Genomic DNA, 22,662 nt, shown 5'->3' on the forward strand with positions numbered 1-22,662 from the left:
CTCTCATCGTGCGGGACGCGCGCTCGCGCCCGTTGCCTGCGCCGCGACCGCGCCCGACGCGCTGGTGCCGGATGCGGTGCCGGATGCGGTGCCGGATGTCGTGCCGGACGCGCCCGTTGCGCCCGCCGCCGACGAAACCGGCGCGGGCACGACGGGCGAGACGATCTTGATCGGCTGCTCGGGCGCGTAGGTCGGCGATGCCTTCAGTTGCGCGTCGTCGAAATCCATTTGCAGCGCGAGCTGCTTGTTGCGCGAGACGACGTGCAGATCGCCCCAGTTTGCCGCGACGTGGCGCTTTTCCGCCGCGAGCGAACTGGACAGATCGACGACGAGCGCCTGCGGCTGCGCCTGCGAATCCACGAGGACATCGACTACACGGCCGATGCGCGCGCCGTTTTTCTGCGTCACGGTCGAGTCGACGAGCTGCACGACGTTCGGCGGCGCCTCGTTGACGGGCTGCGGCTTCGGCACCGGCTCCGGCGCCTTGCCTTTCACGGGCGGCGGCGGAGGAACGAAGGTGATCGGCGCGGTCTTCGAGTTCGGCGTGAAACGGAACGCGGTCCACGGAAAATTGACCTTGCGGTCGCCGATACCCATGAAGCCCGAGAGATTCACCATGAGCAGCTTCGGTTTGGCGGCCGCATCGACGTACATGTCGACCGCGCGGCCCACGACCTTGCCGTCGGGACGTTGCACTTCCGCGTCGAGCAGGCCGTGAAGCTGGTCGTGCTGCACGAGACGCGTCGAGATGATCTGCGGCGGCGGCGGCGGCTCGGGCGGCTCCTGCGGCGGCGTCGCGACCGGCTCGGGCGGCTTCGGCCTGACGACGCGGCGCTTCGGCTTGGGCGCGGGCAGGGGCTTCGCCGCCGACGCCGGCTCGGGCACCGCGACGGCCGACGCCGGTTCTTCCGGCTCGGCGCTTTCCGTTTCGTTCGGCGCGGGAATGTACGAATGCTCGACGATGGGCGCGGGCGTCTGCTGAAAGACCCCGCATGCGGAGAGCGCGCAGGCGGCGAGCATGACGAGCGCGGTCGAAAGCCGCGCGCGCGCAAAAGCGACGAGCACCGGCAACAGGGCGATCGCGCGCAATGTGGCGTTCAAAGCCGCGCGCCGCGCGCGTCCTATCGATGACGCGTTCGCGAGTCCAGCCATGCCGATCAGCGACGCATCGCCCGGATGCGGGATACCGCCTGTCATCACAAACGCTCCATGTGTGGGGCCACCTTCCTGAGTCTGCCGATGTCGTCCAGTCGTCTCGACGCCCGCGCCGGCAAGCGCGGTGTCGCGGGATCGTTCGAAGCCATGCGGCGCGTGCGCGAAGCCATCACGCGCCGGAAGCCGGGCCGCGCGCACCCGGCACCTTTGCCAGAAGCGCGGCAGTATCCGCCGCGCCCATTTTCGCGGCCGCTTCCCGCGCGGACAAGCCGCCCGCATCGCGCGCGTCGGGATTCGCGCCGCGCGCAAGCAGCAATTCGACGATGCCGACGCGGTTGAACATCGCGGCGATCATCAGCGCGGTGCGGCCATCGGGCGACGCGCCTTCCACGTCCGCGCCGCGATCGAGCAGCGTTTCGACGACATCCGCGAAGCCCTTGAAAGCCGCGCCGGCAATCGGCGTCTGGCCGTTGTCGTTACGCAGGCCGGGATCGGCGTTGTGTTTGAGCAGCACGCGTACGGCGTCCGCGTGGCCGTGGTAGCTCGAGAGCATCACGAGGCTGTCGCCCTTGTCGTTGCGCAGGTTCGGCGGCAGGCCCTTGTGCAGCCACACGTCGAGCAGCGCGGCATCGCCCCGGCGCGCGGCGTTGAAGACTTCCTGCGCGAAGGCGATGGTTTCCTCGTCCGGCCCTTCGCGGACGGGTTCGCGGGAATCGATGTTCGGGTCCTGCTGCATGTTTCGCTCCGCAACGTTGGGACATCCGACGCGCTCGCGCGGCCGGCTCGTCGTGATGCATCGGACGATGCGCGCCTCGGGAAACGATGAGGCGAGCGGGCGCGGAATCATCGGCAGCATACACAGGTTTGACGACGAGGTTCGACGACGAGGGTTGACGTCACTTCGCGCTTCGCCCCGGCACGCGGGGGACGGGCAGCAGCACGTTCTGCGCCCGCTGGCATGCGCTCGATGCATCGCGCGCCGCTTGACGCGCCGACGCGCGCGCCCTTAGTCTCGATGCCACTTTCTTCCAGGCGCGCCATCCATGACGCAAGTTCCATCCCAAAGCAGTGCCGATGCGCGCCGCCGCGCGAGCGCCGCCGAACGCAATCGCGATGCGATTCTAGCCGTCCTCGCACGCGTGCTGCCGCAAAGCGGCGTCGTGCTCGAAATCGCGAGCGGCACCGGGCAGCATGCGGTGCATTGCGCGGCGGCCTTGGCCGGCATCGTCTGGCAGCCGAGCGACGCGGACCCGGCCGCGCGGAATTCGATCGCTGCGTGGCGCGCGCATGCGGGCCTCGCGAACCTGAGCGCGCCGCTTTCGATCGACGTCACGCAAGGCGACTGGGGCATCGGCGAAGTGGCGGCTGTCGTCTGCATCAACATGATCCACATTGCGCCGTGGCAGGCGGCCGAGGCGCTTGTTCGCGGCGCCGGCGCGCGGCTCGCGCCGGGGGGCGTACTGTACCTGTACGGGCCTTATCGACGCAACGGCGCGCACACCGCGCCGAGCAACGAGGCCTTCGATGCGCAGTTGCGCGCGACCGATCCGCGCTGGGGCGTGCGCGACATGGAGGCGGTCGAGGCGCTCGCGCGCGGCGCAGGATTCGCCCTCGCCGATGTCGTGGCGATGCCGGCGAATAATTTCAGCGTGATCTTCGTGAAAGGCGAGGGACGCTAGGCTCGCGTGCCCGTTGCCGCCGATCGGGAAGCGCCGAAACGCGCACCGCCGTGTAGACTGCGGAAGGTCGTCACCGTAGCCCGTTCATAGCGCCGCAATCGAGCCGCAATCGAGCCGGCGCGTCATCCGATCTCCAGTCACGGAGGCGTTCTACATGCACGCAGCGTTGCCGCAAGGCGCTCAGGAATCCGGTCCGGTCGATGCCCCGCAAGGCCCGCGCGATCTGCGGCGCATCGACATTCATCCCGATCACTGGTATCCGCTCGCATGGTCGCGCGAAGTGAAGCGCGGGCGCGCGCACGGCGTGCGCTTCGCGGGCGATCCCATCGTGCTCGTGCGCACCGGCTCGGGCAAGGTCTTCGCGCTGGAAGACCGCTGCGCGCATCGGCAGGTGCCGCTGTCGGCGGGCGTCGTCGATGGCGAATCGATCCGCTGCTGCTATCACGGCTGGACTTACGACTGCACCGGCCGCTGCACCGACATCCCCTATCTCGGCCGCGAACGGCTGCCCAACGGCGTGCGCGCCTATCCGTGCCGCGAGGAAGCGGGGCTTGTCTTCGTGTTCACGGGCGATCCGCTTGCAGCAGAGCACGCGAAGTTCCCATCGCTCGTCTCCGCCGCCGACAAGGCTTACAAGACGCGGCGCTTCGGCCAGGAAGTGAAGTGCCACTACACCTTCATGCACGAGAATCTGATGGATATGAACCATCAGTTCCTGCATCGGCGGCAGATGGGCAGCATGCGCGCGCGTTCGCTCGGGCGACGCACGGGCGAGGACTGGATCGAAGTGGACTACACCTTCGCGCGCGAAGCGGGCAAGCAGCCGATCGGCGAGGCGCTCGTTTTCGGTCAGAAGCGTGGTGAGAAGCGCGGCGAGAAGCCGGACGAGTCGCAAAAAGACGTGATGACGATTCGCACCGAGTATCCGTACCAGACGCTCAAGATTCGCACGAAGGACGAGACGATGGTCATGGATCTCTGGATCGCCTACGTGCCGCTCGATGCGGAGCAGCGCACGAACCGCACCTTCGGCCTCTTGTCGATCCGCCGCCCGAAGATTGCAGGCCTGCTCGATGCCGCATGGCCGCTGCTCGTGTGGTTCACCGAGCGCATCTTCAAGGAAGACCGGTGGATCGTCGAGCGCGAACAGGAAGCGCATGACCGGCAGGGCGCCGATCACAATCACGAAGTCTTTCCGGTCATCAACGAACTGCGCGCGCTTCTGATGGAGCAGGGCGTGCCGCATCGCACCGCTCAGACGGCGGAGGCGCGCGAGGCCGACGGCCGGCGCGTGCACCGGATCGTGCCGGTCGAGGAACTGCCCGCGTCGTGAGGCCGCGACACCGGGCGCGACACCGGCCGCGACACTGCGGCGCGGCATGACCGGATTGCAGGCGCCGCGCGGCGGCGTTATACAGAAAGCGTGGACCAGCTACCGGAGGCAGACCATCATGAACAGCGACCCGACCGAGCCGCGCGATTCACGCCCGCTTTCGCCGAACGTCGACGAAGCGCATCCCGAGATCGAGCATTTCGATGCAGCCATCACGCACGTCGACGAATCGGTCGCCGCCGGGCGCATGGCGGCGGGCGCGGCGAAGGGCATTCTGTACAGCATCATCGAGACGCTCGGTACGCTCGTCGGCGATCCCGACCTGCCTTCGCACGCGCGCTCGGGCTACGAAGGGCTGCTCGAAACGGCGCGCGAACTGCGGGCGAGAATCGAGCCGTAAAACCGCATTGCGATTGACCTCACGCTGGCGTGGCGCGTGACGGGCGCGCGCCGCGTCGCCGGCGCGCTTCGTAGCCGCCGCAGCCTTCCTTCTATTTCCTCCTCACGACGAGATCACGCGCGCTGCCGCGTCCGGCTCCCGTCGGTTTTCTGTCAGTTTCGCGCCCGGTTGCCCAATATTTGCCGCCCAGCAAATACTGGTTAACCACACGGTGAAAAAAAACGACACCAGTATTCGCGATTCTTTCGAATTCCATCGGCAAGCCATACACTTGCCAGCGACCAAAAGCTACGTTCGACAGCTACCGCGCGCGCGCCACGCCGCCCGACTGCGATGTCGACGACGATCAGTTCGCCCATACCGCACGATGCAAGAGGAGAAAAAAATGAAGGGTTTCAAGATGACCAAGGCCGCCGTCATCGCGGCGACCGCGTTCGCCGCAGCCGCGGCCGCACCGGCGTTTGCCCAAAGCAGCGTCACGCTCTACGGTATCGTCGACGATTCGATCGTCTATCAGAACAGCCAGACGAACCTCGCGCGCACGGCGCCGGGCCGCTCGAACGTCAAGATGGCGTCGGGCATCTGGGCAGGCAGCCGCTTCGGCCTGAAAGGTTCCGAAGATCTGGGCGGCGGCAACAAGGCCATCTTCCAGTTGGAGTCGGGCTTCGACATCAACAACGGCACCGCGCAGTTCACGAACGCCATGTTCGCCCGTCAGGCATGGGTGGGTCTGACGAACGCAGGCTACGGTACGCTGACGCTGGGTCGCCAGTACACGTCCTACTACACGCTCCTGTCGCCGTATAGCCCGACGAACTGGCTGACCGGCTACTTCGGCGCGCACCCGGGCGATATCGACAACATGGACACGATCTACCGGGCGAACAACTCGGTGGTCTATACGTCGCCGAAGCTGTACGGCTTCACGGTGAGCGGCTCGTATTCGTTCGCGGGCGTTCCGGGCAGCGCGTATCAGGGTTCGGCATGGTCGGCTGCGGTGCAGTATGCGCAAGGTCCGGTCGGCCTGACGGTCGCGTTCGAGCGCTTCAACAACGCGCAAAACGGCGGCGGCATCTACAGCGGCAGCTCGGCGATCGTCAACAATGGCGCGGCGACCGACGGTTCGGGCCAGCCGGGTGTCTCCGCGCTGACGGCGGGCTACCAGCGCGCGCAGGCGCAGAACCGCTTTGCGGTCGGCGGCGGCTACGCGTTCAACAGCGCGTGGGACATCTCGGTTACGTACTCGAACGTCCAGTACATTCCGGGCGTCAACTCGCTCTTCACCGACGAAGCCATCTTCAACACGGCGGGCACGGTGCTGCACTGGAAGGCAACGTCGGCATGGGATTTCGCGGGCGGCTACAGCTACACGTGGGCGAGCAAGGCCAACGGCATCACGAGCGCGGCGTCGTACCATCAGTTCAACCTGTCCCAGTACTACTCGCTCTCGAAGCGCACGGGCCTGTATGCGCTGGAAGCATATCAGCGCGCGAACGGCAACACGCTGAGCGCACCGGGCGCGACCACGCCGGGTCGTCAAGTGACCGCGAACGCGACGCTCGGCGACGGCTTCCAGGGCGCGCCGTCGGCTACGCGCAATATGTTCGCAGCGGGCGTGGGCATCATCCACCGCTTCTAAGCGAGCAGTCGTTTTGCGACAAAACTGGACGCCTCGGCGTCCGGTTTTTTTTTGCGCGCGCCCCGGCTCGTGTCAGATCAGGGCAGATCAGGGCAGATCATGTCAGATGAACATCCCGCCCGAAGCCTCCACGCGCTGCGCCGTCATCCAGCGATTTCCCTCCGACAGCATCGCCGCGATCGCGCCGCCGATGTCGTCCGGCTGGCCCACGCGCCCGAGCGCCGTGTTCTGGGCGACGAATTCGTTCACATCGTGGTCGTCGCGCACGACGCCGCCGCCGAAGTCCGTCGCGATCGCTCCCGGCGCGATCGTGTTGACCGTGATGCCATGCGGTCCGAGTTCCTTCGCGAGATAGCGCGTGAGCACTTCGACGCCGCCTTTCATCACCGCATACGCGGCGAAGCCCGGCAGCGCGAACCGCGTGAGCCCGCTCGATACGTTCACGATGCTGCCTTCCTCGTGCAGGAACGGCAGCAGCGCCTGCGTGAGAAAGAACGGTCCCTTGAGATGAATGTCGACCAACTGGTCGAACTGTTCGGGCGTCGTTTCGGCGAAAGCGGCGTGAATGCCTATGCCCGCGTTGTTCACGAGGAAGTCGAAGTTGGTGCGATCGAACGACTGTTCGAGCGCCTTGCAGACTTCGTCCGCGAATGCGCCGAAGGTGTCGCACCCGGCGACGTCGAGCTTGAGCATCGCGCACTTGCAGCCGAGTTCCTCGATCTCGCCTGCGACTTCCTCGGCCGCCGCCGCGTCGCGATTCCAGGTGCCGATGATCCCGACGCCCTGTTGCGCGAGCTTCAGCGCCGTGCTGCGCCCGAGGCCGCGGCCCGCGCCCGTGATGACTGCCACTTTTGCGCTCATGTATCCGTCCACTGGGTGCTCCTTTGCGTTGGGTTTGCGTTGGGCTTGCATTGGGTTGAGCGATCTAGCCACTGTAGGACGGCGCGGCGCGCAAGGGAAACCTTCGCGCGATGCTGCGCCGCACGCGCGGCGGGCGCGGGCCTTGCTGCATCGTCGCGAGGAAAAGCATCGAAGGAGAATGAGCGATGGCAACGCAATCCCAAACGAATCAGGGCGGCAGCGGCGCCCAGGACAGTTCGGGCGACACGCCCGGGCTGGAACGCCCGTTCCGGCTCTTTGCGGTGGAAGAGCGCGTGCTCGCGCAAAACGTCGATGGCAAGGTGATCGACATCGGCGCGATGGAGTCGAAGGGCGGCGAATTCTGCGCGCGTCTCGATGTGGACGATATCGCCGTCGAGCCGAAGCGCAGCCCCGAGCTTGCGCTCAAGGCGCTCGTCGACAAGCTGACCTTCGACTATCTCGATGGCCTTTTTACGAGCGAGGGCGAAGCCGAAGTCAACGGCCGCCTTCAGGACTTCCCGAGCGTCGAATTCGAACTGGAAGAGAAGCTGCCGCGCGACATGGTGGACCGCGCGCCGCCGCACATCTTCTAAGCCGACTGAGTCAACTGCCGCGAGAAAGCGCGCCCAACTGGTCGCGGAAAGTCGGGAAGGCGTCGAGAAAGCCGGGCGCCATGAGCCGCTTCGCGAGACTGTCGTCGATGGTTTCGTTCAGCGCCATGCCCGCGACGCGCGGCTCCTTCCGGCATACGTCCTCGAGGACGGGGTTCGTCTTTGTGAATTCTGAATACGAATCGATGGGTTCACATCCATAGGCCTCTTTCGGAATCTCGATCGGCCTGTCGAACTGCAAACCGTGCGATTGCGCCTTCTGACGCAGCCATTCGGCGGGAATCAGCGGCAGCAGGTCGGCGGGATCGCGCGGCGGACTCAGATAGCCGCCGCCGACGTTGGCATGCGCGCCCGCGAACCAGCGTTGTTCGAGCGGCAACGCGCCGCGATCCTCGGCGCCCGGCGTCCATAGCGTCGGCTTGTAGAGCGAGCGGAATTCGTTGGCGGCGATCGCGTGGTAGGCGGCCTTCGTGCTGTTCGAAAGCGTGGTGTCGTGAAAGCGGTAATAGCTCGAGAACCCGGGCACGGGAAGCCCGTCGATCGGGATGCCGAGTTCGCCGACGGTGTCCCACACGCCGATGAATGCAATATCCACTTCGCGCGAGAACTGCTTGCGATACGCCTGAACGGAATCGTCCGTTGCGCCGACGCTCTGATCGCGGTAGATGCCGTAGGCCTGATCGATGGATGCATCGCTCCAGTCGTTCGCGAGCCCGCATTTGCGGATCAACCCGGCGAGACTGCGAGCGGAATACGCGCCGCGCGAAAAGCCGAAGATGTAGATCGAGGCGCCCGGCTGGTAGCGCTGACACAGCCACGCATAACCGGTCTTGATGTTCGCGGAGAGGCCATCGCCGAATGCGCCGCCGAGAAACTTGTTCGCGAGCGCGAAGAGACCGTTGCCCTGCGTGCCGACGCCCTGAACGTAGAGCGTTTCCTGATCGTCGGTTTCGGGCGCGAGCTTGTAGAGCAGATAGGCGTTGGTGCGATCGTTCGGCTCGTTCCAGGTGCCGTCGAAGAAGAGGGCGAGTTTCATGGCCGTGGTCTCCCGGATGTCTTTGCTGGCCTCGTGCCTAGAAATAGGAAATAGGAAATCGACGCGGGGCCTGCAACCGCTTAACGCGGGCTCCGATGCCGACGGCGCGGCCATGCTCGATTTTGGCGAAAGTCGACGGATCGAATCTTGTGTGCAGAACGCAAAACTCAAAATGCAAAAGGCGCGTCGAGCATCGTTTACGCCGATGTGCGATGCTCGGCATGTCGTCCGGCGGTTGCAGCGGGCGCAGCTCGGCCTCGGAGGTGGGACATGAAAAGCAGGCGCTTTGCCACGGTTGTTTTCATTGCGGCCGCATCGATGGCGGCGACCGCTCATGCACGCGACGATGGTCCGCGCTTCGCGAAAGACCGTCTCGATGCGCTCGTCGCGCATCACGCCGAAGCGAGCCGGCACATCGCGCGTGCCCGCAGCGACGCACCGCCGCCCGAGCGCCGGTAACGCATCCTGAAGGCGCGTGATGATCGCGCGCTGCACTGCCTTCCGTGGCAGCGAAGGCCGGCAAAGTGCGCCCATCGATCAGTGAACGGTATGAGTATTGCTTACGCGGTCCCGCTGTTTCGCGGGCCTTTGCGCCGACGATCCTCCGCTGACCTTACTCCGAGCCTATGAACTGGACGACATCGACGAAGACTTCAAGAAGAGCCTTATCCATCGCGGTACTCAGTGCGTCGTTTCTCGCGGCCGGCTGCTCGGGCATCGGTCCGTCGCGGCTCAAGGCCGATCAGGTCGATTACGCGCGCGCGCTCGGCGACGCGCAAAAGCGTGAAATCCTTGCCGCCATCGTCGGCCTGCGCTTCGCGGATGCGCCGTCGTTCCTGACCGTGAGCAGCATCATCGCGGCTTATACGTTCGATGCCACGGGCGGCGGAATTTTGAATGCAGGATCGGGCGCGCAGCCGAACTATGCGCAGGCGTCGGGCAGCGTGTCGTATTCGAATCATCCGACCTTCACGTTCACGCCGACGACCGGCGACGCCTACGCGAGCGCCTATATCCGCCCGCTCGCGCCGACGCTCGTCCTGCCGCTTGCGGAAAGCGGCATTCCGATCGATCTGCTGTTGCGCATCACCGCGCAGTCCATCGCGGGCCTGCAAAACGGCAATGCGCTCGGCGGCCCGAACGCATCCGGCGCGCCCGAGTTCTTTCTGCTGATTCAGGCATTGCGCCGCTTGCAGCTCGCGGGCGAGCTCAACGTCGAGATGCGCAACGAGGACCATCAAGCGCGCATCTTCATGACGCTCGCCGCCACGCGCAGCGGCGCGAACAGGGAAACCACCGACGATCTCACGCTGGTGCGCAAGCTCCTGCATCTCTCGCCGAAGAGGAAGACTTACGAGATCGTGTACGGCCAGTCCGCGGACCGGAACCGCATTCCAATGGTGACGCGCTCCGTGCTCGGCATCCTGACCGATCTCGGCGCGCAGATTCCGGTGCCCGATCAGCAGGTCGGCAGCGGCGCGACCAAGCCGACGATCGGATTGATCGGCGGCGAGACACGGCCGACGATCGTCGTGAGGGTCGGCGAGAAGGCGCCGCCCGATGCCTACGTGAGCGTGCTCTACGACAAGTCGCAATACTGGATCGACCGCGCGGACTTCGATTCGAAGTATGCGTTCACGGTCGTGCAGAACCTGATGGCGCTGGGCGAAGTCACCGATACCTCGAAGGCGCCCGTCGTGACCATTCCGGCGAACTGAAGCGCGTTTTGCATTCTGCATGCGGCCGAATGCATGCCGCATGCAGAACGCCATCGCGCCCTGGAGTCCACCGCCCGATCCTGATTCAAAGACGGCCAAGACACACTTGGCGCGTTCCTCTGAAGAAAAGCTTCCGCATAAACCCTCGCAACCGTTTGCGCGATTTGTTTTGTAAGCTGCAGTTGTGTCATCGTAGCGGGGCCTTTTCGGCGGCAGCCGGACAGCATCGAAACAGCATCGAACAACGAACAACACGGGGCAGGCGGAACTTAGATGTGGATCGTCAGACTCGCGCTCAGGCGCCCGTACACGTTCATCGTTCTGTCGCTGCTGCTGCTGATCATCGGCCCGCTCGTCATCCTGCGCACGCCGACGGACATCTTCCCGAACATCGATATTCCGGTCGTCAGCGTCATCTGGAGTTATACGGGCCTGCCGCCCGATCAGATGGAGCGCCGCATCACGCTCAACTACGAGCGCGGCCTGTCGGTGGCGGTCAATGACATCGAGCATATCGAGTCCGAGTCGCTGCCCGGCATTGCGGTCGTGCGCATCTATTTCCAGCCGAACGCGAATGTCGATGAAGCCATCGCCGAGATAACCGCGCTCTCGCAGACGCAGTTGCGCTCGCTTCCGCCCGGCATCACGCCGCCCAATATCCTGCGCTTCAATGCGTCGACCGTGCCGATACTGCGGCTCGCGCTTTCATCGGCCGAGCTTACGGAGCAGCAGCTTTACGACTTCGGCAACAGCTTTCTCAAGACGCAACTCGCGACGGTGCAGGGCGCCTCGGTGCCGCTGCCTTATGGCGGCAAGCAGCGGCAGATCATGGTCGATATCGACTCGCGCAAGCTGCAGGCGAAGAACCTCGCGCCGACCGACGTGGTCAACGCGATCAGCGCGCAGAATCTGATTCTGCCGACCGGCACCACGAAAATCGGCTCGACCGAATATTCGGTGGGACTGAACGCGAGCCCGGGCAGCATCGAAGGGCTCAACGACATTCCGATTCGCACCGGTCCCGGCGGCACCATCTACATCAAGGACGTGGCGCACGTGCGCGATGGCTTCCAGCCGCAGACGAACATCGTGCGCGTCGATGGCACGCGTGCATCGCTACTCACCATCAACAAGAGCGGCAATGCCTCGACGCTCGATATCGTCGCGCGCGTGAAGAAGCTCCTGCCGACCTTGCGCGGCATGGTGCCCGAGTCGCTCAAGATAGAACCCGTCGCGGATCAGTCGCTCTTCGTGCGCGCATCGGTGTCGGGCGTGTTGCGCGAAGCGGTCATCGCAGCGGGCCTCACCGCGTTGATGGTCCTGCTCTTTCTCGGCAGTTGGCGCGCGACGCTCATCATCGCGATCTCGATTCCGCTCTCCATGCTCACGTCGATCGTCGCGCTCTCCGCGATCGGCCAGACCATCAACATCATGACGCTCGGCGGTCTTGCGCTTGCCGTCGGCATTCTCGTCGACGATGCGACCGTCGCCATCGAGAACATCAGCCAGAACCTCGAGCAAGGCAAGGAACTGGAGCAGGCGATTCTCGACGGCGCGCAGCAGATTGCCGTGCCGACGCTCGTCTCGACGCTGTCCATCTGCATCGTGTTCATTCCGATGTTCCTGCTCACGGGCGTCGCGCATTATCTCTTCGTGCCGATGGCGGAAGCCGTCGTGTTCGCCATGCTCGCGTCGTACTTCTTTTCGCGCACGCTCATTCCGACGCTCGCGAAATACCTTTTGCGTCATCACGAGCATATGGGCGGCGACGTCGAATCGATGAAGGGTTCGAAGAACATTTTCGTGCGCATTCATCTCGGCTTCGAGCGGCGCTTCGAAGCCGTGCGCGGGCGTTATCGCGCGTTTCTCGAAGCGCAACTCGCGCATCCGGGGCGCTTCGCGTCGCTGTTTCTCGTCTGCTGTCTGTTCTCGCTCGCGCTCGCGCCGTTCCTCGGACGCGACTTCTTTCCATCCGTCGATTCGGGCGTGATCGCGCTGCACATGCGCACGAAAACCGGCACGCGCATCGAGGAGACGGCGGTGCTGACCGATCGCGTCGACAAGCGCATACGCGAACTGATTCCGCGCGGCGAGCTTCGTTCGATCATCGACAACATGGGCTTGCCGGTATCGGGCATCAACCTCTCGTATAACAACACGGGGACGGTGAGCACCGCCGATGCCGATGTGCTCATCAGTCTCGGCGAAGACCACGCGCCGACGGACGACTATGTACGCGAACTGAGAAAGCGCTTGCCGCAGGAGTTTCCCGGCGTGACGTTCTCGTTCTTGCCCGCCGATATCGTGAGTCAGATTCTCAACTTCGGCGTGCCTGCGCCGATCGATATCGCGATCACGGGACGCGACGTGCGCGGCAATCGCGCGTTCGCCAATCAACTGCTCGAGAAGATTCGCCGCGTGCCGGGTCTCGTCGATGCGCGCATCCAGCAGCCGTCCGACCTGCCTGCGATCAACGTCGAAGTGGATCGCACGAAGGCGCTGCAAGCGGGCTTCACGCAGCGCGACGTGGCGAACAACCTGCTCATCACGCTGTCGGGCAGCCAGCAGACGACGCCTACGTTCTGGCTCAATCCGGTGAACGGCGTGAGCTACAACGTCATTACGTCCGCGCCGCAATACGACATGAATTCGCTTCAGTCGGTGGCGAACATTCCGGTGACATCGGCGAGCGGCAAGACCAATATTCTCGGCGCACTCGCGTCGCTATCGCGCGGCTCGCGCGACGCGGTCGTGTATCACTACAACGCGCAGACCACCATCAATCTCTATGCGGGCACCGAGCGCCGGGATCTCGGCGCGGTGTCGGACGATGTCGAGCGCATCATCGACGACGCGCGCGCCCAGTTGCCCAAAGGCTCGACCATCGACATACGCGGTCAGGTCGAAACCATGAACGGCTCGTTCTCGGGCCTGGCGTTCGGGCTGATTCTCGCGGTGGTGCTGGTCTATCTGCTGATCGTCGTGAACTTCCAGTCGTGGCTCGATCCGTTCATCATCATCACCGCGCTGCCGGGTGCGCTCGCGGGCATCGTGTGGATGCTGTTTCTCACGCACACGACGCTCTCCATTCCCGCGCTCACCGGCGCGATCATGTGCATCGGCATCGCGACGGCCAACAGCATTCTCGTCGTGAGCTTCGCGCGCTCGGCGCTCGCCGAACATGGCGATGCCGTGCGTTCCGCGCTCGAAGCCGGCTATACGCGCTTTCGCCCGGTGCTGATGACCGCGCTCGCGATGATGATCGGCATGGTGCCGATGGCGATCGGCCTCGGCGAAGGCGGCGAGCAGAACGCGCCGCTTGGCCGCGCGGTGATCGGCGGGCTGATGGTCGGCACCATCGCGACGCTGTTCTTCGTGCCGGTCGTCTTCTCGATGATCTACAAGCGCATCGAGGCGCGCAGCGCGCGAATGAAGGAAGCACGGTCCTGAAATGACGGAGCCTGAATGGAAGAGCAGTTGACGCAGCGCCCGGTGAGCAGCAAGCGCGGCCGGATAGGAATGGCGATAGCGGTACTCATCGTTGCCGGCATCGTCGCGCAAGGCATCTGGTCGCGCCACGCCGCGCATGCCGAACTGGAACGCGACGCGGCCGAGCACGGCGTGCAGACCGTCGAAGTGATTCAGCCGCTGCGCATGAAAGCGACGCAGGATCTCGTGCTCGCGGGCGATATCCGCGCATTCTCCGACGCGCCGATTTTTGCGCGCACCAATGGCTATCTGAAGCGCTGGACTGTCGATATCGGCAGTCCGGTGAAGAAGGGACAGTTGCTCGCGGAAATCGACGCGCCCGAGATCAACGACCAACTGCGCCAGGCGCGCGCCGATGCGCAGACCGCGCGCGCGAATTATCTGCTCGCGAAAACCACGGCCGAGCGCTGGCAGCAGATGGCGAAGAACAATTCGGTGTCGCGTCAGGAGACCGACGAGAAGAACGGCGACATGCTCGCGAAGGAAGCCGCGTTCAACGCGGCGCAGGCAAACGTCTCGCGGCTGGAACAACTCGTGTCGTTCCAGAAGATCTATGCGCCTTTCGATGGCGTCGTCACCGCGCGAAACACCGATGTCGGCCAGTTGATCGATGCGGGCAGCGGCGCGGCCGGGCGCGAGCTTTTTCACGTTCAGGACGCGAGCACGCTGCGCGTGTTCGTCGATGTTCCGCAGGCGTACGCGCGCATGGTGACGGTCGGCCTGCCCGCCGAACTGCTGCTCAACGAAGAGCGCAATCGCAAGTTCGATGGCGTGACGGTGCGCACCGCGGGCGCCGTCGATCCCGTCGCGCGCACGATGCGCGTCGAAATCGACGTGAAGAATCCGACCGGCGAACTGCTGGCGGGCGCGTATGCGCAAGTGCGCTTTCGCCTGACGAGCGCGAGCCCGTCGTACACGTTGCCGGGCAACGCGTTGCTTTTCAGGCCCGATGGCGTGCATGCGGCATCGGTGGACGCGAACAATCGCGTGAAGCTCCTGCCGATCACGCTCGGCACCGACTACGGCACGCGCGTGTCCATCGTGTCGGGACTGAGCGGCAACGAGCGCGTGATCGTCAATCCGCCCGATTCGATCGTCGATGGCGCGGCCGTGCGAATCGAGCGCGCGAAGGCGGGTGCATCGCCGGGTGCGCCGAAAGCAGGCGGCGAGGCGTCATGAGCGCGATGCGTGCGCGCTACGCGGCGTTGCTTTTGCCACTGTTGCCGCTGTTGCCGCTGATGATCGCCGGCTGCACGGCGGGTCCGGACTACGTGCGTCCCGACGTCGCGATGCCCGCCGCGTATAAATCGACCGTGCCGCAGGGTGCGGCGGCATCGTCGCAAGACTGGAAGTCCGCGCAACCCGCCGACGCCACGCCACGCGCGCCGTGGTGGCAGGTCTACGGCGATCCGCAACTCGATGCGCTCGAGGAACGCGTGGCGGCGTCGAATCAGAACGTGGCGGCCGCAGCCGCGCGTTTTCGCGGCGCGCGCGCAGCCGTGGCGCAGGCGCGTTCGGCCTTCTTCCCGACCGTCACCGCGAACGCGGCGTTCAATCAGTCGCGCGTATCGTCGAACGTGCTGTACAAGTCGAGCGCAGGCGTGACCGTGCCCGACTACGTGATCGATGCGCAAGTCTCGTGGGAGCCGGACCTGTGGGGCCGCATCGCGCGGGCCGTCGAAGGCGGGCGCGCAGAAGCGCAGGCGAGCGCGGCGGACCTGCAGAGCGCGATCCTTGCGATGCAGGCCGAACTCGCGACGAACTACTTCGACTTGCGCGGCACGGTGGAAGAAGAGCGCCTGCTGCAGGAGACGCTGCAAGCCTACGAAAAGGCGCTCGCACTCACGCGCGACCGTTTCGCGGGCGGTGCGGCGGCGGAATCGGATGTCGCGCAGGCCGAGGAGCAGTTGCGCGCGACGCAGGCGCAATTGATCGACCTCGAAACCACGCGCACGAGCCTCGTCAATGCGATTGCGATTCTCGTCGGCGAGGCGCCTTCGAGCTTCACGCTCGATGTCGCGCCGCTCAACGGCGAACACGCGCCGCGCCCATCGGCGGCGCTCGATGCGTTGCCGCTTTCGGTGCCTTCCGCGCTGCTCGAGCGCCGTCCGGACATCGCGGCGGCGGAGCGGCGCGTGGCCGAGGCGAATGCGCGCGTCGGCGTGACGACGGCCGCGTTCTTCCCGAACCTGCTGCTGGCCGCGACGGGCGGCCTCGAAGCGACGCACTTCAGTTCGTGGCTGATGGCGCCGAGCCGCTTCTGGTCGCTCGGTCCGCAACTCGCGTTCACCGCGCTCGACTTCGGCGCGCGCGCGGCGGCCCGCGATGCGGCGCGCGCGGCGTATGACGAAAGCGTCGCCGATTATCGGCAGACGGTGCTGAGCGCGTTCGGCCAAGTGGAAGACAACCTGAACGCGCTCGACGTGCTGCGCCGCGAGAGCGCCGCGCAGCGCGATGCCGTCGATGCCGCGAAGCGCGCGCTCGGCAAGGTCGGCAATCGCTACGAAAACGGGGCGATCACGTATCTCAACGTCGTGGTGACGCAGGCCATCGTGCTGTCCGACGAGCGCGCGGCGGTTCGCATCGAGCGCCGCCGCATGGCCGCGAGCGTCGCGCTCGTCAAGGCGCTGGGCGGCGGATGGACGGCGGCGCAACTGCCTTCGGCGGAAGCCGTGTCGGCGAGGGAATAGGGCGGCGGCATCGCCCCGATGTCAGCCGATGCCGCCGATGCCGCCAGTATCAGCAGCCGCGCGCGCGGCACACCATGAAGTATTGCGAACTCATCCACCACGGCGCATGCGGCACGGGACTCATCTTCTCGGCATCGATATCGAAGCGTTCGCGCACGGTATCGCGTAGTTCGCGGAAATCGAAGCCCTTGTGCGTCGTGCGCGGGTTCGGCGGACGGCTCACGCGAATGCCGGCCATCGCCTTCAGAAGCTCGGTGGCCGAATACTCGGACTTCAGCGTGCGGCTGCGAATCATCGCGTTCGATACCTTCGGGCCGACCGCGAGTCCGTACATGATCGGCACCGAGATGACGAGCGCGCCGCCGGGCTTCAGGATGCGCGCGGCGTCGTCGAGAAGCGCGTCGAGTTCGTTGTCGTAGAGATGCTCGCAGACTTCGAATGCAGTCAGCACGTCGACGCTTTTGGCGGCCACGCTGCCGAGCGATTCCGCATACTTGATCTCGGGGAACGCGGAGGCCATGAACATGTCGTGCCCGATCAGCGTGATGTCCGGCCGCGCCTGCCCGAGCGCATGCAGAAAGAGCCCCGGCCCCGCGCCGAAATCGGCCACCGTGCCGCGTCGCGCGCACAGTCCGGTGACGAGTTCGATCGCCATCGACATGCGGCTTCGATGCGCGAAACGCGCGAGCGGATTGCCTGAGTTGACGGTCTGTTCTTCGTAAGAAATCTCGCGCATTTCGCAATCCCCCGTTGGTATCCGGCTTGTTATCGCTTCGTTCCTGGCTTCACGGACCCTTGCGGTCCGAATGCTTTTTTCTGGCCCCGGCGACTATTCTTTCTATTGGGTTTCGGCTGATATTGCCGGGCTGCCGCGCCGCGTGCAATTGCGCTCGGTAGGCGTTACGCGCCTAAGTTCTGCCGGCTTCCGCCATGTCCAAGCCGGCTGGGTAAGCGCTGCAACGACGCTACACGAGAAGCCACGCGCCGCATGCGACGAGCGCCACACTCCAGAGCCAGTCGACGTTGATCCAGCCGGTGCGCAGGAACGCGAGACCCGTGCGTTCGTGCAGGGACATCGCGAAAAGCGAGATGGCGGCGATGACGGCGAGCATCGCGGCGGTATGAACCGTGAGCGCGAGCGCGCCCGCCTCGAACGCCGTTGCCGACGATGCGCCCGGCGCCTGGCTCCGAATCCCGCCGGATGCGCCCGCGCACAGCGGCAGCAACGCGGGCACGAGCATGAGTCCCGCGCCGTGCGCGCTCGACATCACGAAGGACCAGAGCGCGAGTCCCGCGAGTCCGGTGCGCATGCCGACCGCGGGACGCCCGCGATGCCCCCGCCACGCGCGCCACATGCCCCAGCCGATCAAAAGCGCGCCGCAGCCGCGCGCGAGCGTTCGATGATCGACGAGGGCGCCGAGCGACAGCACGCCGGCCAGCACCAGCGCGACGGATGCCGCGTGCCCGAGCGCGATCGGCACGAGCGACACGAGCACCACGCGCCGGCTATGCGCGTAGAGGCCGAGCGCGAGCGCGAAAAGCCAGCCCATCGCGGGATTCGCGCCATGAAACGCGCCGAGCGCCGCCGCCGTCATCGAAAGCGAGATCACGGATAGCAGTACGAATCCGACGAACAGTCGCCGCCTTGCAGGCGGATCTGATGCGGACGATGCCCCTTCGGCCAGTCGATGAAAAACTTCTCGTCGACGGCAAGGCCGCCGTTCGGATCGGCGTCGAGCTTGACCATCCAGCCGTCGATGCCTTCGGGATAGAACTGCGCATCGACCGCGCCGTACAGCGAATTCGTGAAGTAGACGCGCCTTCCGTCGCGGCTCACTTCGACCATTTGCGGACCGCCGTTCAGCGCGCCGTTCTTCGCGCCCGCATGCGTCGCGCGCGCCACGATGCCGCCGATACGCACCTTGCCCGCGAGCTTCGGCGCGAAAGGATCGGAGACGTCGTATTGCAGCATGTCGCCCGTGCCCCAGCATGAGACGTAGAGGAAGCGGTCATCCATCGAGAGGTCGATGTCGGAGACGAGCGGCGGCACCGCGCCGAACCCTTGAAGAAGCGGCGGCAACACCGAGGCATCGGCGGGCTCGGCGGGAATGTCGATGATCTTCTTCACGGCCCAGCGGTCCTTGTCGCGATACCACGTCCATATGGACGACGACAGGTCCTTCAGGCTGATCACGCAATTGACGAAGCCATACGCCTTCGTCGGATCGTGCGCGGGGCGCAGTTCGAAGACGAGCTGGTATTCGTCGCCGAAGTCGATTTCCTGCACATGCCTGCGCTTAGTGAAGTCCCAGAAATGCAGCTTGCGCCCATACTTCGCGCCGAGCAGCAGTTCCGGCACAAGACCTTCCTCGAAGGTGTCGGGCGTGCCCCATTCGCTCGTGACCATCGTGTCGTAGCCGAGGTGCCACCAGCCGTCGTAGGCGAGCTGTTGCGGCCCGCGATCCACTTCCCAGCGGCCGAGCGGATCGAAGCTCTGCTGATCGAGCAGCAGCACGCCGCCGGGCGCCTGTCCTTGCGCGTTGCCGAGCGCCGTGACATAGATGCCGCCCGGCCCGCAATGCACGGTATGCGGGCGCGTATAGCCGGTTTTCTCGGCGAGTTCTTCCGGCTCGATCGTCTTCACGATGACAGGCCGCCTCGGGTCCGGCTTCGTATCGACGATATGAATGCGCGACGAGCGCAGCCCCGGCACGACGAGATAGCGCCGTTCCATATGCGGATGCGGCGCGTTCGGGCAGAGACACGACGAGCACGCGTTCCAGCCGAAGTGATGCAGTTCGTCGCCGGCATCGGGCATCGGCAATTCGCCGACGATCTGCGCATAGTCCGGCGATTCGGGATCGACGTCGACGACGGCGAGCTTGTCGGGCGTCTTGCGTTCGGGATCGAACGTCGCGACATACGCGAGCGTTTCGCGCGGCGCCTTGGCGGCAAGACGCGGTGAAGGATAGAAGCTCGGATCAGGTTTCCATGTCGCCATGTCGCGTCTCCGTTGAGCGGTCCATCTGCACTATAGGACACGCGTGCGGCGTGCGTGGGAGCGCGCTTATAAGGGATTGCGCAATACAAAGCAGTCGCGTCACGCGCGTGACACGCTTAGACTGAACGCTTCACGCGCGAGGGATATTCGACAATGTTCAGCTACGTAGGCGCTTGCGTGCTTTTCGCGGCGCTGTTGCACGCGACCTGGAACGCGATGCTGCACGGCAATGCCGACCGCTTCCTCTCGATGACGTGGATGAGCATCTGCATCGGCATCGTGTCGGTGGCGGGCATTGCGTTCCTGCCGATGCCCGCGTCGGGCGCATGGCCGTGCATCGTCGCGTCGGGGCTCGTGCACATCGTCTACAACATGGCGCTCGTGCGGGCGTATCAGAGCGGCGACCTCGGCGCCACGTATCCCATCGCGCGCGGTTCCTCGCCGATGCTCGTCGCCCTCGGCGCCGCGCTTTTCGCGCGCGAGCATCCCGGCGTGCTGCCGCTCATCGGCATCGCGCTCGTGTCGGCGGGCATCGTCTGGCTCGCGTTGCAGCGCGGCAATGTCTCGCGAAAAGGCGCGCTCGCCGCGCTCGCCACCGGCGCGACCATCGCCGTCTATACCGTCATCGACGGCATCGGCGTGCGCGCTTCGGGCAACGCTATCGCTTATACGGCGTGGATGTTCGCGTTCTATCTGCTGATGCCGCTTCTTTTCATCGCGATGCGCAGCGTCGATGCGCTGCGCGCGCCCATCGGCGTGATCGGGCGGGGCATCGCCGGCGGGCTGGTTTCGGTGGCGGCGTATGGCATCGTCATCTGGGCGATGCAGTTCGGCGCGATGGGCGCGGTGTCCGCCCTGCGCGAGACGGGCGTCGTGTTCGCGGCGCTCATCGGACGCATGTTTCTGAACGAGCAGTTGACCGTGCGGCGCATGCTCGCGTGCTGCGTGATCGCGGCGGGCGCGGTGTGCATCGGGGCGTGATTCGCTGCGCGCATCCTACAATGTAAGCGTCGCCCCTTGAGCCACGATCGAGCCCCGAAGGAGGTTGCGATGACCGAGCCGATGATCACCCTGATGGTGGGCGTCGTGGTGGTGCTATGCGCCATCGTGATTCTCGTCATGCATCACAAGCACCCGCACATCGATCCGCCCAAAGCGCGCTGGCTGGATACGCATCCGCCGCGCGACTGGATGCATCACAGGCACTGACAGGCGGCGCCGGCTTCGGCCGGCGCTCTTCTGCGCATCAACGGCGCGGGCCTTTCATCGCTTCCGCTTCCATCGCCGCGTGCCATTCCTCGCTGTTCTCGATCGGGTCCATGCCTTCGTCCACGAAGGCCGATGCGCGTTCGGCCGCCGAGCGTGTGTCGTCGCCGGTGTTTTCGTCGGCAGCGTCGTCGTCGCCTGGCGGCTCCAGCATGTCCTGCAGCATCGCGCTCAGTTCCGGCGTATCCCACGGCTCGCCGCGCTGTTTCTTCTTTTTGATGTAGTGCCTGACTTCGGCATCCTGCTCGGTCGTGAGCGGTAGTCCGCGAAACGTGCGGCTTGCGTCGAACTCGATCATGGCGTGCTCCTTGCCTGATACACAGCGCCTTCAGTGTAACGCCGTTGCCGCGTATCGACGATCGCGTCAAAGCGGCGGCAGCCTGCGCGCGACGGGCGTCGTCTTGACGATGGCCGTGCTCGTCGCCGCGCGATCCGTCACGTTGGCGAGGATGTCGTCGAGATGTTCGATGGAGCGCACCCATAGGCGGCAGACGAAGCAGTCGTCGCCCGTCACTTTCACGCATTCGACGCATTCGACGCATTCGGGAATGCGCCTGAGCGCTTCCTCGACGAGATGCAACTGGCCCGGCAGCGGCTGCACGCGCACGATGCCTGCAACGCAAACCCACGCGCGCGCGGAGCGATCTCGATGGTGAAGCCGCGTATGACGCCTTGCGCTTCGAGCCGGCGCATGCGCCCGGCGGATGACGCTGCAGCCGCGCCTGGGTGTCGTATAGAATGGCCCGCTTTTCCGAACAACATCGAAAGCGCCGCCATGTGGTTCAAGAACCTTCAGCTTCATCGCCTTCCCGCTCACTGGAGCGTCACGCCCGATCAGATGCACACATGGCTCGCGCCGCTCGCGTTCAGCGCGGCGTCGAGCGTCGAGAACGAGCGGCGCGGCTGGGTGTCGCCGCGCGGCGACGATGCGCTCGTCTACACGGTGAACCGTCAGTTGCTCATCACGTATCGCGCGGAGAAGAAGCTCTTGCCCGCGTCGGTCATCACGCAATTCACGAAGGAACGCGCGGCCGAACTCGAAGAGCAACAGGGCTTCAAGCCGGGCCGCAAGCAGATGCGCGAGCTGAAAGAGCAAGTGACCGATGAACTCTTGCCGCGCGCCTTCAGCATTCGCCGCGATACGCGCGTGTGGATCGATCCGGTGCACGGCTGGCTCGCGATCGATGCCGCATCGGCGACGCTCGCGGACGACATCATCGGCTTGCTGGTGAAGTCGGTGACGGACCTGCCGCTTGCAAGCGTGCGGACCGCGCGCTCGCCCGTCTCCGCGATGACCGAGTGGCTCCTGAGCGGCGACGCGCCCGCTGGCTTCACGCTCGATCGCGATACCGAGCTGCGTTCGGCGGGCGAGGGCAATGCGACCGTGCGCTACGTCGGTCACGCGCTGGAAGCCGAGGACATGCGCCGCCATATCGAGGCGGGCAAGCAGTGCATGCGGCTTGCGATGACGTGGGACGACCGCGTGTCGTTCGTGCTGACGCCGTCGCTCACGCTCAAGCGCGTGAGTGCGCTCGACGTCATCAAGGAAGCCGCCGATCCGACCGCCGCCAACGACGACGAGCGCTTCGAATCGGATTTCCTGCTGATGACCGGCGAACTCGCGCGCCTGTTCGCCGCGCTGACGGAAGTGCTCGGCGGCGAAGAAGACCTGCGCGCGGCGGCGTAACAGGAAGCGGAGAGCGGGAAGCGGAAAGCAGAAAGCGGAAAGCGGAAAGCGGAAAGCGGAAAGCGGCAAGCCGAAAGCCGAAAGCCGAAAGCCGAAA

21 protein-coding genes and 1 pseudogene are annotated in these 22,662 nt (G+C 65.4%); 13 read left to right on the forward strand and 9 right to left on the reverse strand.

What is annotated here, in order from left to right; all coding sequences use genetic code 11:
• Positions 1–3 precede the first annotated feature (3 nt).
• Both LDZ27_RS06975 and LDZ27_RS06980 read right to left on the reverse strand, forming a co-directional pair.
• A complete protein-coding gene (locus LDZ27_RS06975) occupies positions 4–1,197 on the reverse strand; it encodes a hypothetical protein (RefSeq protein WP_244815951.1) in 1,194 nt (397 codons plus the stop codon).
• 127 nt (positions 1,198–1,324) lie between these two features.
• Complete coding sequence (locus tag LDZ27_RS06980; RefSeq protein WP_244815952.1) at positions 1,325–1,891, reverse strand: ankyrin repeat domain-containing protein; 567 nt, start codon at positions 1,889–1,891, stop codon at positions 1,325–1,327.
• 307 nt (positions 1,892–2,198) lie between these two features.
• Here LDZ27_RS06980 and LDZ27_RS06985 point away from each other — a divergent pair, with 307 nt between their 5' ends.
• The 4 genes from LDZ27_RS06985 (at position 2,199) to LDZ27_RS07000 (ending at position 6,206) form a co-directional block, all read left to right on the forward strand.
• Positions 2,199–2,834, forward strand: coding sequence for a DUF938 domain-containing protein (locus LDZ27_RS06985; RefSeq protein ID WP_244815953.1), 636 nt, complete (start codon positions 2,199–2,201; stop codon positions 2,832–2,834).
• A 154-nt stretch (positions 2,835–2,988) separates the two neighbouring features.
• Complete coding sequence (locus LDZ27_RS06990; RefSeq protein ID WP_244815954.1) at positions 2,989–4,167, forward strand: aromatic ring-hydroxylating dioxygenase subunit alpha; 1,179 nt, start codon at positions 2,989–2,991, stop codon at positions 4,165–4,167.
• A gap of 118 nt (positions 4,168–4,285) precedes the next feature.
• On the forward strand, positions 4,286–4,567 hold the full coding sequence (locus LDZ27_RS06995) for a hypothetical protein (RefSeq protein WP_244815955.1): 282 nt from the start codon (positions 4,286–4,288) through the stop codon (positions 4,565–4,567).
• A gap of 385 nt (positions 4,568–4,952) precedes the next feature.
• Complete coding sequence (locus tag LDZ27_RS07000; RefSeq protein ID WP_244815956.1) at positions 4,953–6,206, forward strand: porin; 1,254 nt, start codon at positions 4,953–4,955, stop codon at positions 6,204–6,206.
• A 102-nt stretch (positions 6,207–6,308) separates the two neighbouring features.
• Here LDZ27_RS07000 and LDZ27_RS07005 read toward each other — a convergent pair whose 3' ends face one another.
• Entirely contained in the window at positions 6,309–7,067 is a 759-nt protein-coding gene (locus LDZ27_RS07005; protein ID WP_244815957.1) for an SDR family NAD(P)-dependent oxidoreductase, read from the reverse strand.
• 185 nt (positions 7,068–7,252) lie between these two features.
• Between LDZ27_RS07005 and LDZ27_RS07010 the strand changes: the two genes are divergently transcribed.
• A complete protein-coding gene (locus LDZ27_RS07010) occupies positions 7,253–7,660 on the forward strand; it encodes a hypothetical protein (protein ID WP_244815958.1) in 408 nt (135 codons plus the stop codon).
• Between the two features lie 10 nt (positions 7,661–7,670).
• Here the strand turns inward: LDZ27_RS07010 and LDZ27_RS07015 are convergent, their stop codons facing one another.
• Entirely contained in the window at positions 7,671–8,714 is a 1,044-nt protein-coding gene (locus tag LDZ27_RS07015; protein WP_244815959.1) for a DUF2235 domain-containing protein, read from the reverse strand.
• Between the two features lie 270 nt (positions 8,715–8,984).
• Here LDZ27_RS07015 and LDZ27_RS07020 point away from each other — a divergent pair, with 270 nt between their 5' ends.
• From LDZ27_RS07020 to LDZ27_RS07040, 5 genes are all read left to right on the forward strand, one after another.
• Positions 8,985–9,173 (forward strand): hypothetical protein, encoded by a 189-nt coding sequence (locus LDZ27_RS07020; protein ID WP_244815960.1) that lies wholly within the window; start codon positions 8,985–8,987, stop codon positions 9,171–9,173.
• Between the two features lie 167 nt (positions 9,174–9,340).
• The gene (locus LDZ27_RS07025) at positions 9,341–10,432 is read left to right on the forward strand and encodes a hypothetical protein (protein WP_244815961.1); all 1,092 of its coding nucleotides are present in this window, start codon (positions 9,341–9,343) and stop codon (positions 10,430–10,432) included.
• 273 nt (positions 10,433–10,705) lie between these two features.
• The gene (locus LDZ27_RS07030; protein ID WP_244815962.1) at positions 10,706–13,882 is read left to right on the forward strand and encodes an efflux RND transporter permease subunit; all 3,177 of its coding nucleotides are present in this window, start codon (positions 10,706–10,708) and stop codon (positions 13,880–13,882) included.
• A 15-nt stretch (positions 13,883–13,897) separates the two neighbouring features.
• Positions 13,898–15,100 (forward strand): efflux RND transporter periplasmic adaptor subunit, encoded by a 1,203-nt coding sequence (locus LDZ27_RS07035; RefSeq protein ID WP_244815963.1) that lies wholly within the window; start codon positions 13,898–13,900, stop codon positions 15,098–15,100.
• 5 nt (positions 15,101–15,105) lie between these two features.
• The gene (locus tag LDZ27_RS07040; protein WP_244816064.1) at positions 15,106–16,611 is read left to right on the forward strand and encodes an efflux transporter outer membrane subunit; all 1,506 of its coding nucleotides are present in this window, start codon (positions 15,106–15,108) and stop codon (positions 16,609–16,611) included.
• Between the two features lie 49 nt (positions 16,612–16,660).
• On the opposite strand, the gene LDZ27_RS07045 is transcribed toward LDZ27_RS07040, so the two are convergent.
• From LDZ27_RS07045 to LDZ27_RS07055, 3 genes are all read right to left on the reverse strand, one after another.
• The gene (locus LDZ27_RS07045) at positions 16,661–17,347 is read right to left on the reverse strand and encodes a bifunctional 2-polyprenyl-6-hydroxyphenol methylase/3-demethylubiquinol 3-O-methyltransferase UbiG (RefSeq protein ID WP_244815964.1); all 687 of its coding nucleotides are present in this window, start codon (positions 17,345–17,347) and stop codon (positions 16,661–16,663) included.
• A 229-nt stretch (positions 17,348–17,576) separates the two neighbouring features.
• Positions 17,577–18,206: a hypothetical protein gene (locus LDZ27_RS07050; protein WP_244816065.1), complete on the reverse strand. Its 630-nt coding sequence runs from the start codon at positions 18,204–18,206 to the stop codon at positions 17,577–17,579.
• Positions 18,207–18,217: 11 nt separating this feature from the next.
• Positions 18,218–19,612, reverse strand: coding sequence for a selenium-binding family protein (locus LDZ27_RS07055; protein WP_244815965.1), 1,395 nt, complete (start codon positions 19,610–19,612; stop codon positions 18,218–18,220).
• Positions 19,613–19,765: 153 nt separating this feature from the next.
• Here LDZ27_RS07055 and LDZ27_RS07060 point away from each other — a divergent pair, with 153 nt between their 5' ends.
• The gene (locus LDZ27_RS07060; RefSeq protein WP_244815966.1) at positions 19,766–20,593 is read left to right on the forward strand and encodes a DMT family transporter; all 828 of its coding nucleotides are present in this window, start codon (positions 19,766–19,768) and stop codon (positions 20,591–20,593) included.
• Positions 20,594–20,662: 69 nt separating this feature from the next.
• A complete protein-coding gene (locus LDZ27_RS07065; protein WP_244815967.1) occupies positions 20,663–20,821 on the forward strand; it encodes a hypothetical protein in 159 nt (52 codons plus the stop codon).
• 37 nt (positions 20,822–20,858) lie between these two features.
• On the opposite strand, the gene LDZ27_RS07070 is transcribed toward LDZ27_RS07065, so the two are convergent.
• Complete coding sequence (locus LDZ27_RS07070) at positions 20,859–21,176, reverse strand: hypothetical protein (protein WP_244815968.1); 318 nt, start codon at positions 21,174–21,176, stop codon at positions 20,859–20,861.
• A 66-nt stretch (positions 21,177–21,242) separates the two neighbouring features.
• Positions 21,243–21,595, reverse strand: a pseudogene (locus tag LDZ27_RS07075) (Lrp/AsnC family transcriptional regulator); the annotation flags it as partial.
• 58 nt (positions 21,596–21,653) lie between these two features.
• On the opposite strand from LDZ27_RS07075, the gene LDZ27_RS07080 reads away from it, so the two are divergent.
• On the forward strand, positions 21,654–22,565 hold the full coding sequence (locus tag LDZ27_RS07080; RefSeq protein ID WP_244815969.1) for a recombination-associated protein RdgC: 912 nt from the start codon (positions 21,654–21,656) through the stop codon (positions 22,563–22,565).
• Positions 22,566–22,662: the final 97 nt, after the last annotated feature.

Origin of the sequence: Caballeronia sp. Lep1P3 (assembly GCF_022879595.1) — a bacterium.
Taxonomy (GTDB): Bacteria; Pseudomonadota; Gammaproteobacteria; order Burkholderiales; family Burkholderiaceae; genus Caballeronia.

What these genes read in the sequence shown, in the direction of transcription:
- LDZ27_RS06975 (WP_244815951.1), bottom strand. Translation starts at nt 1,197, where the DNA reads ATGACAGGCGGTATCCCGCATCCGGGCGATGCGTCGCTGATCGGCATG.
- LDZ27_RS06980 (WP_244815952.1), bottom strand. Translation starts at nt 1,891, where the DNA reads ATGCAGCAGGACCCGAACATCGATTCCCGCGAACCCGTCCGCGAAGGG.
- LDZ27_RS06985 (WP_244815953.1), top strand. Translation starts at nt 2,199, where the DNA reads ATGACGCAAGTTCCATCCCAAAGCAGTGCCGATGCGCGCCGCCGCGCG.
- LDZ27_RS06990 (WP_244815954.1), top strand. Translation starts at nt 2,989, where the DNA reads ATGCACGCAGCGTTGCCGCAAGGCGCTCAGGAATCCGGTCCGGTCGAT.
- LDZ27_RS06995 (WP_244815955.1), top strand. Translation starts at nt 4,286, where the DNA reads ATGAACAGCGACCCGACCGAGCCGCGCGATTCACGCCCGCTTTCGCCG.
- LDZ27_RS07000 (WP_244815956.1), top strand. Translation starts at nt 4,953, where the DNA reads ATGAAGGGTTTCAAGATGACCAAGGCCGCCGTCATCGCGGCGACCGCG.
- LDZ27_RS07005 (WP_244815957.1), bottom strand. Translation starts at nt 7,067, where the DNA reads ATGAGCGCAAAAGTGGCAGTCATCACGGGCGCGGGCCGCGGCCTCGGG.
- LDZ27_RS07010 (WP_244815958.1), top strand. Translation starts at nt 7,253, where the DNA reads ATGGCAACGCAATCCCAAACGAATCAGGGCGGCAGCGGCGCCCAGGAC.
- LDZ27_RS07015 (WP_244815959.1), bottom strand. Translation starts at nt 8,714, where the DNA reads ATGAAACTCGCCCTCTTCTTCGACGGCACCTGGAACGAGCCGAACGAT.
- LDZ27_RS07020 (WP_244815960.1), top strand. Translation starts at nt 8,985, where the DNA reads ATGAAAAGCAGGCGCTTTGCCACGGTTGTTTTCATTGCGGCCGCATCG.
- LDZ27_RS07025 (WP_244815961.1), top strand. Translation starts at nt 9,341, where the DNA reads ATGAACTGGACGACATCGACGAAGACTTCAAGAAGAGCCTTATCCATC.
- LDZ27_RS07030 (WP_244815962.1), top strand. Translation starts at nt 10,706, where the DNA reads ATGTGGATCGTCAGACTCGCGCTCAGGCGCCCGTACACGTTCATCGTT.
- LDZ27_RS07035 (WP_244815963.1), top strand. Translation starts at nt 13,898, where the DNA reads ATGGAAGAGCAGTTGACGCAGCGCCCGGTGAGCAGCAAGCGCGGCCGG.
- LDZ27_RS07040 (WP_244816064.1), top strand. Translation starts at nt 15,106, where the DNA reads ATGCGTGCGCGCTACGCGGCGTTGCTTTTGCCACTGTTGCCGCTGTTG.
- LDZ27_RS07045 (WP_244815964.1), bottom strand. Translation starts at nt 17,347, where the DNA reads ATGCGCGAGATTTCTTACGAAGAACAGACCGTCAACTCAGGCAATCCG.
- LDZ27_RS07050 (WP_244816065.1), bottom strand. Translation starts at nt 18,206, where the DNA reads ATGACGGCGGCGGCGCTCGGCGCGTTTCATGGCGCGAATCCCGCGATG.
- LDZ27_RS07055 (WP_244815965.1), bottom strand. Translation starts at nt 19,612, where the DNA reads ATGGCGACATGGAAACCTGATCCGAGCTTCTATCCTTCACCGCGTCTT.
- LDZ27_RS07060 (WP_244815966.1), top strand. Translation starts at nt 19,766, where the DNA reads ATGTTCAGCTACGTAGGCGCTTGCGTGCTTTTCGCGGCGCTGTTGCAC.
- LDZ27_RS07065 (WP_244815967.1), top strand. Translation starts at nt 20,663, where the DNA reads ATGACCGAGCCGATGATCACCCTGATGGTGGGCGTCGTGGTGGTGCTA.
- LDZ27_RS07070 (WP_244815968.1), bottom strand. Translation starts at nt 21,176, where the DNA reads ATGATCGAGTTCGACGCAAGCCGCACGTTTCGCGGACTACCGCTCACG.
- LDZ27_RS07080 (WP_244815969.1), top strand. Translation starts at nt 21,654, where the DNA reads ATGTGGTTCAAGAACCTTCAGCTTCATCGCCTTCCCGCTCACTGGAGC.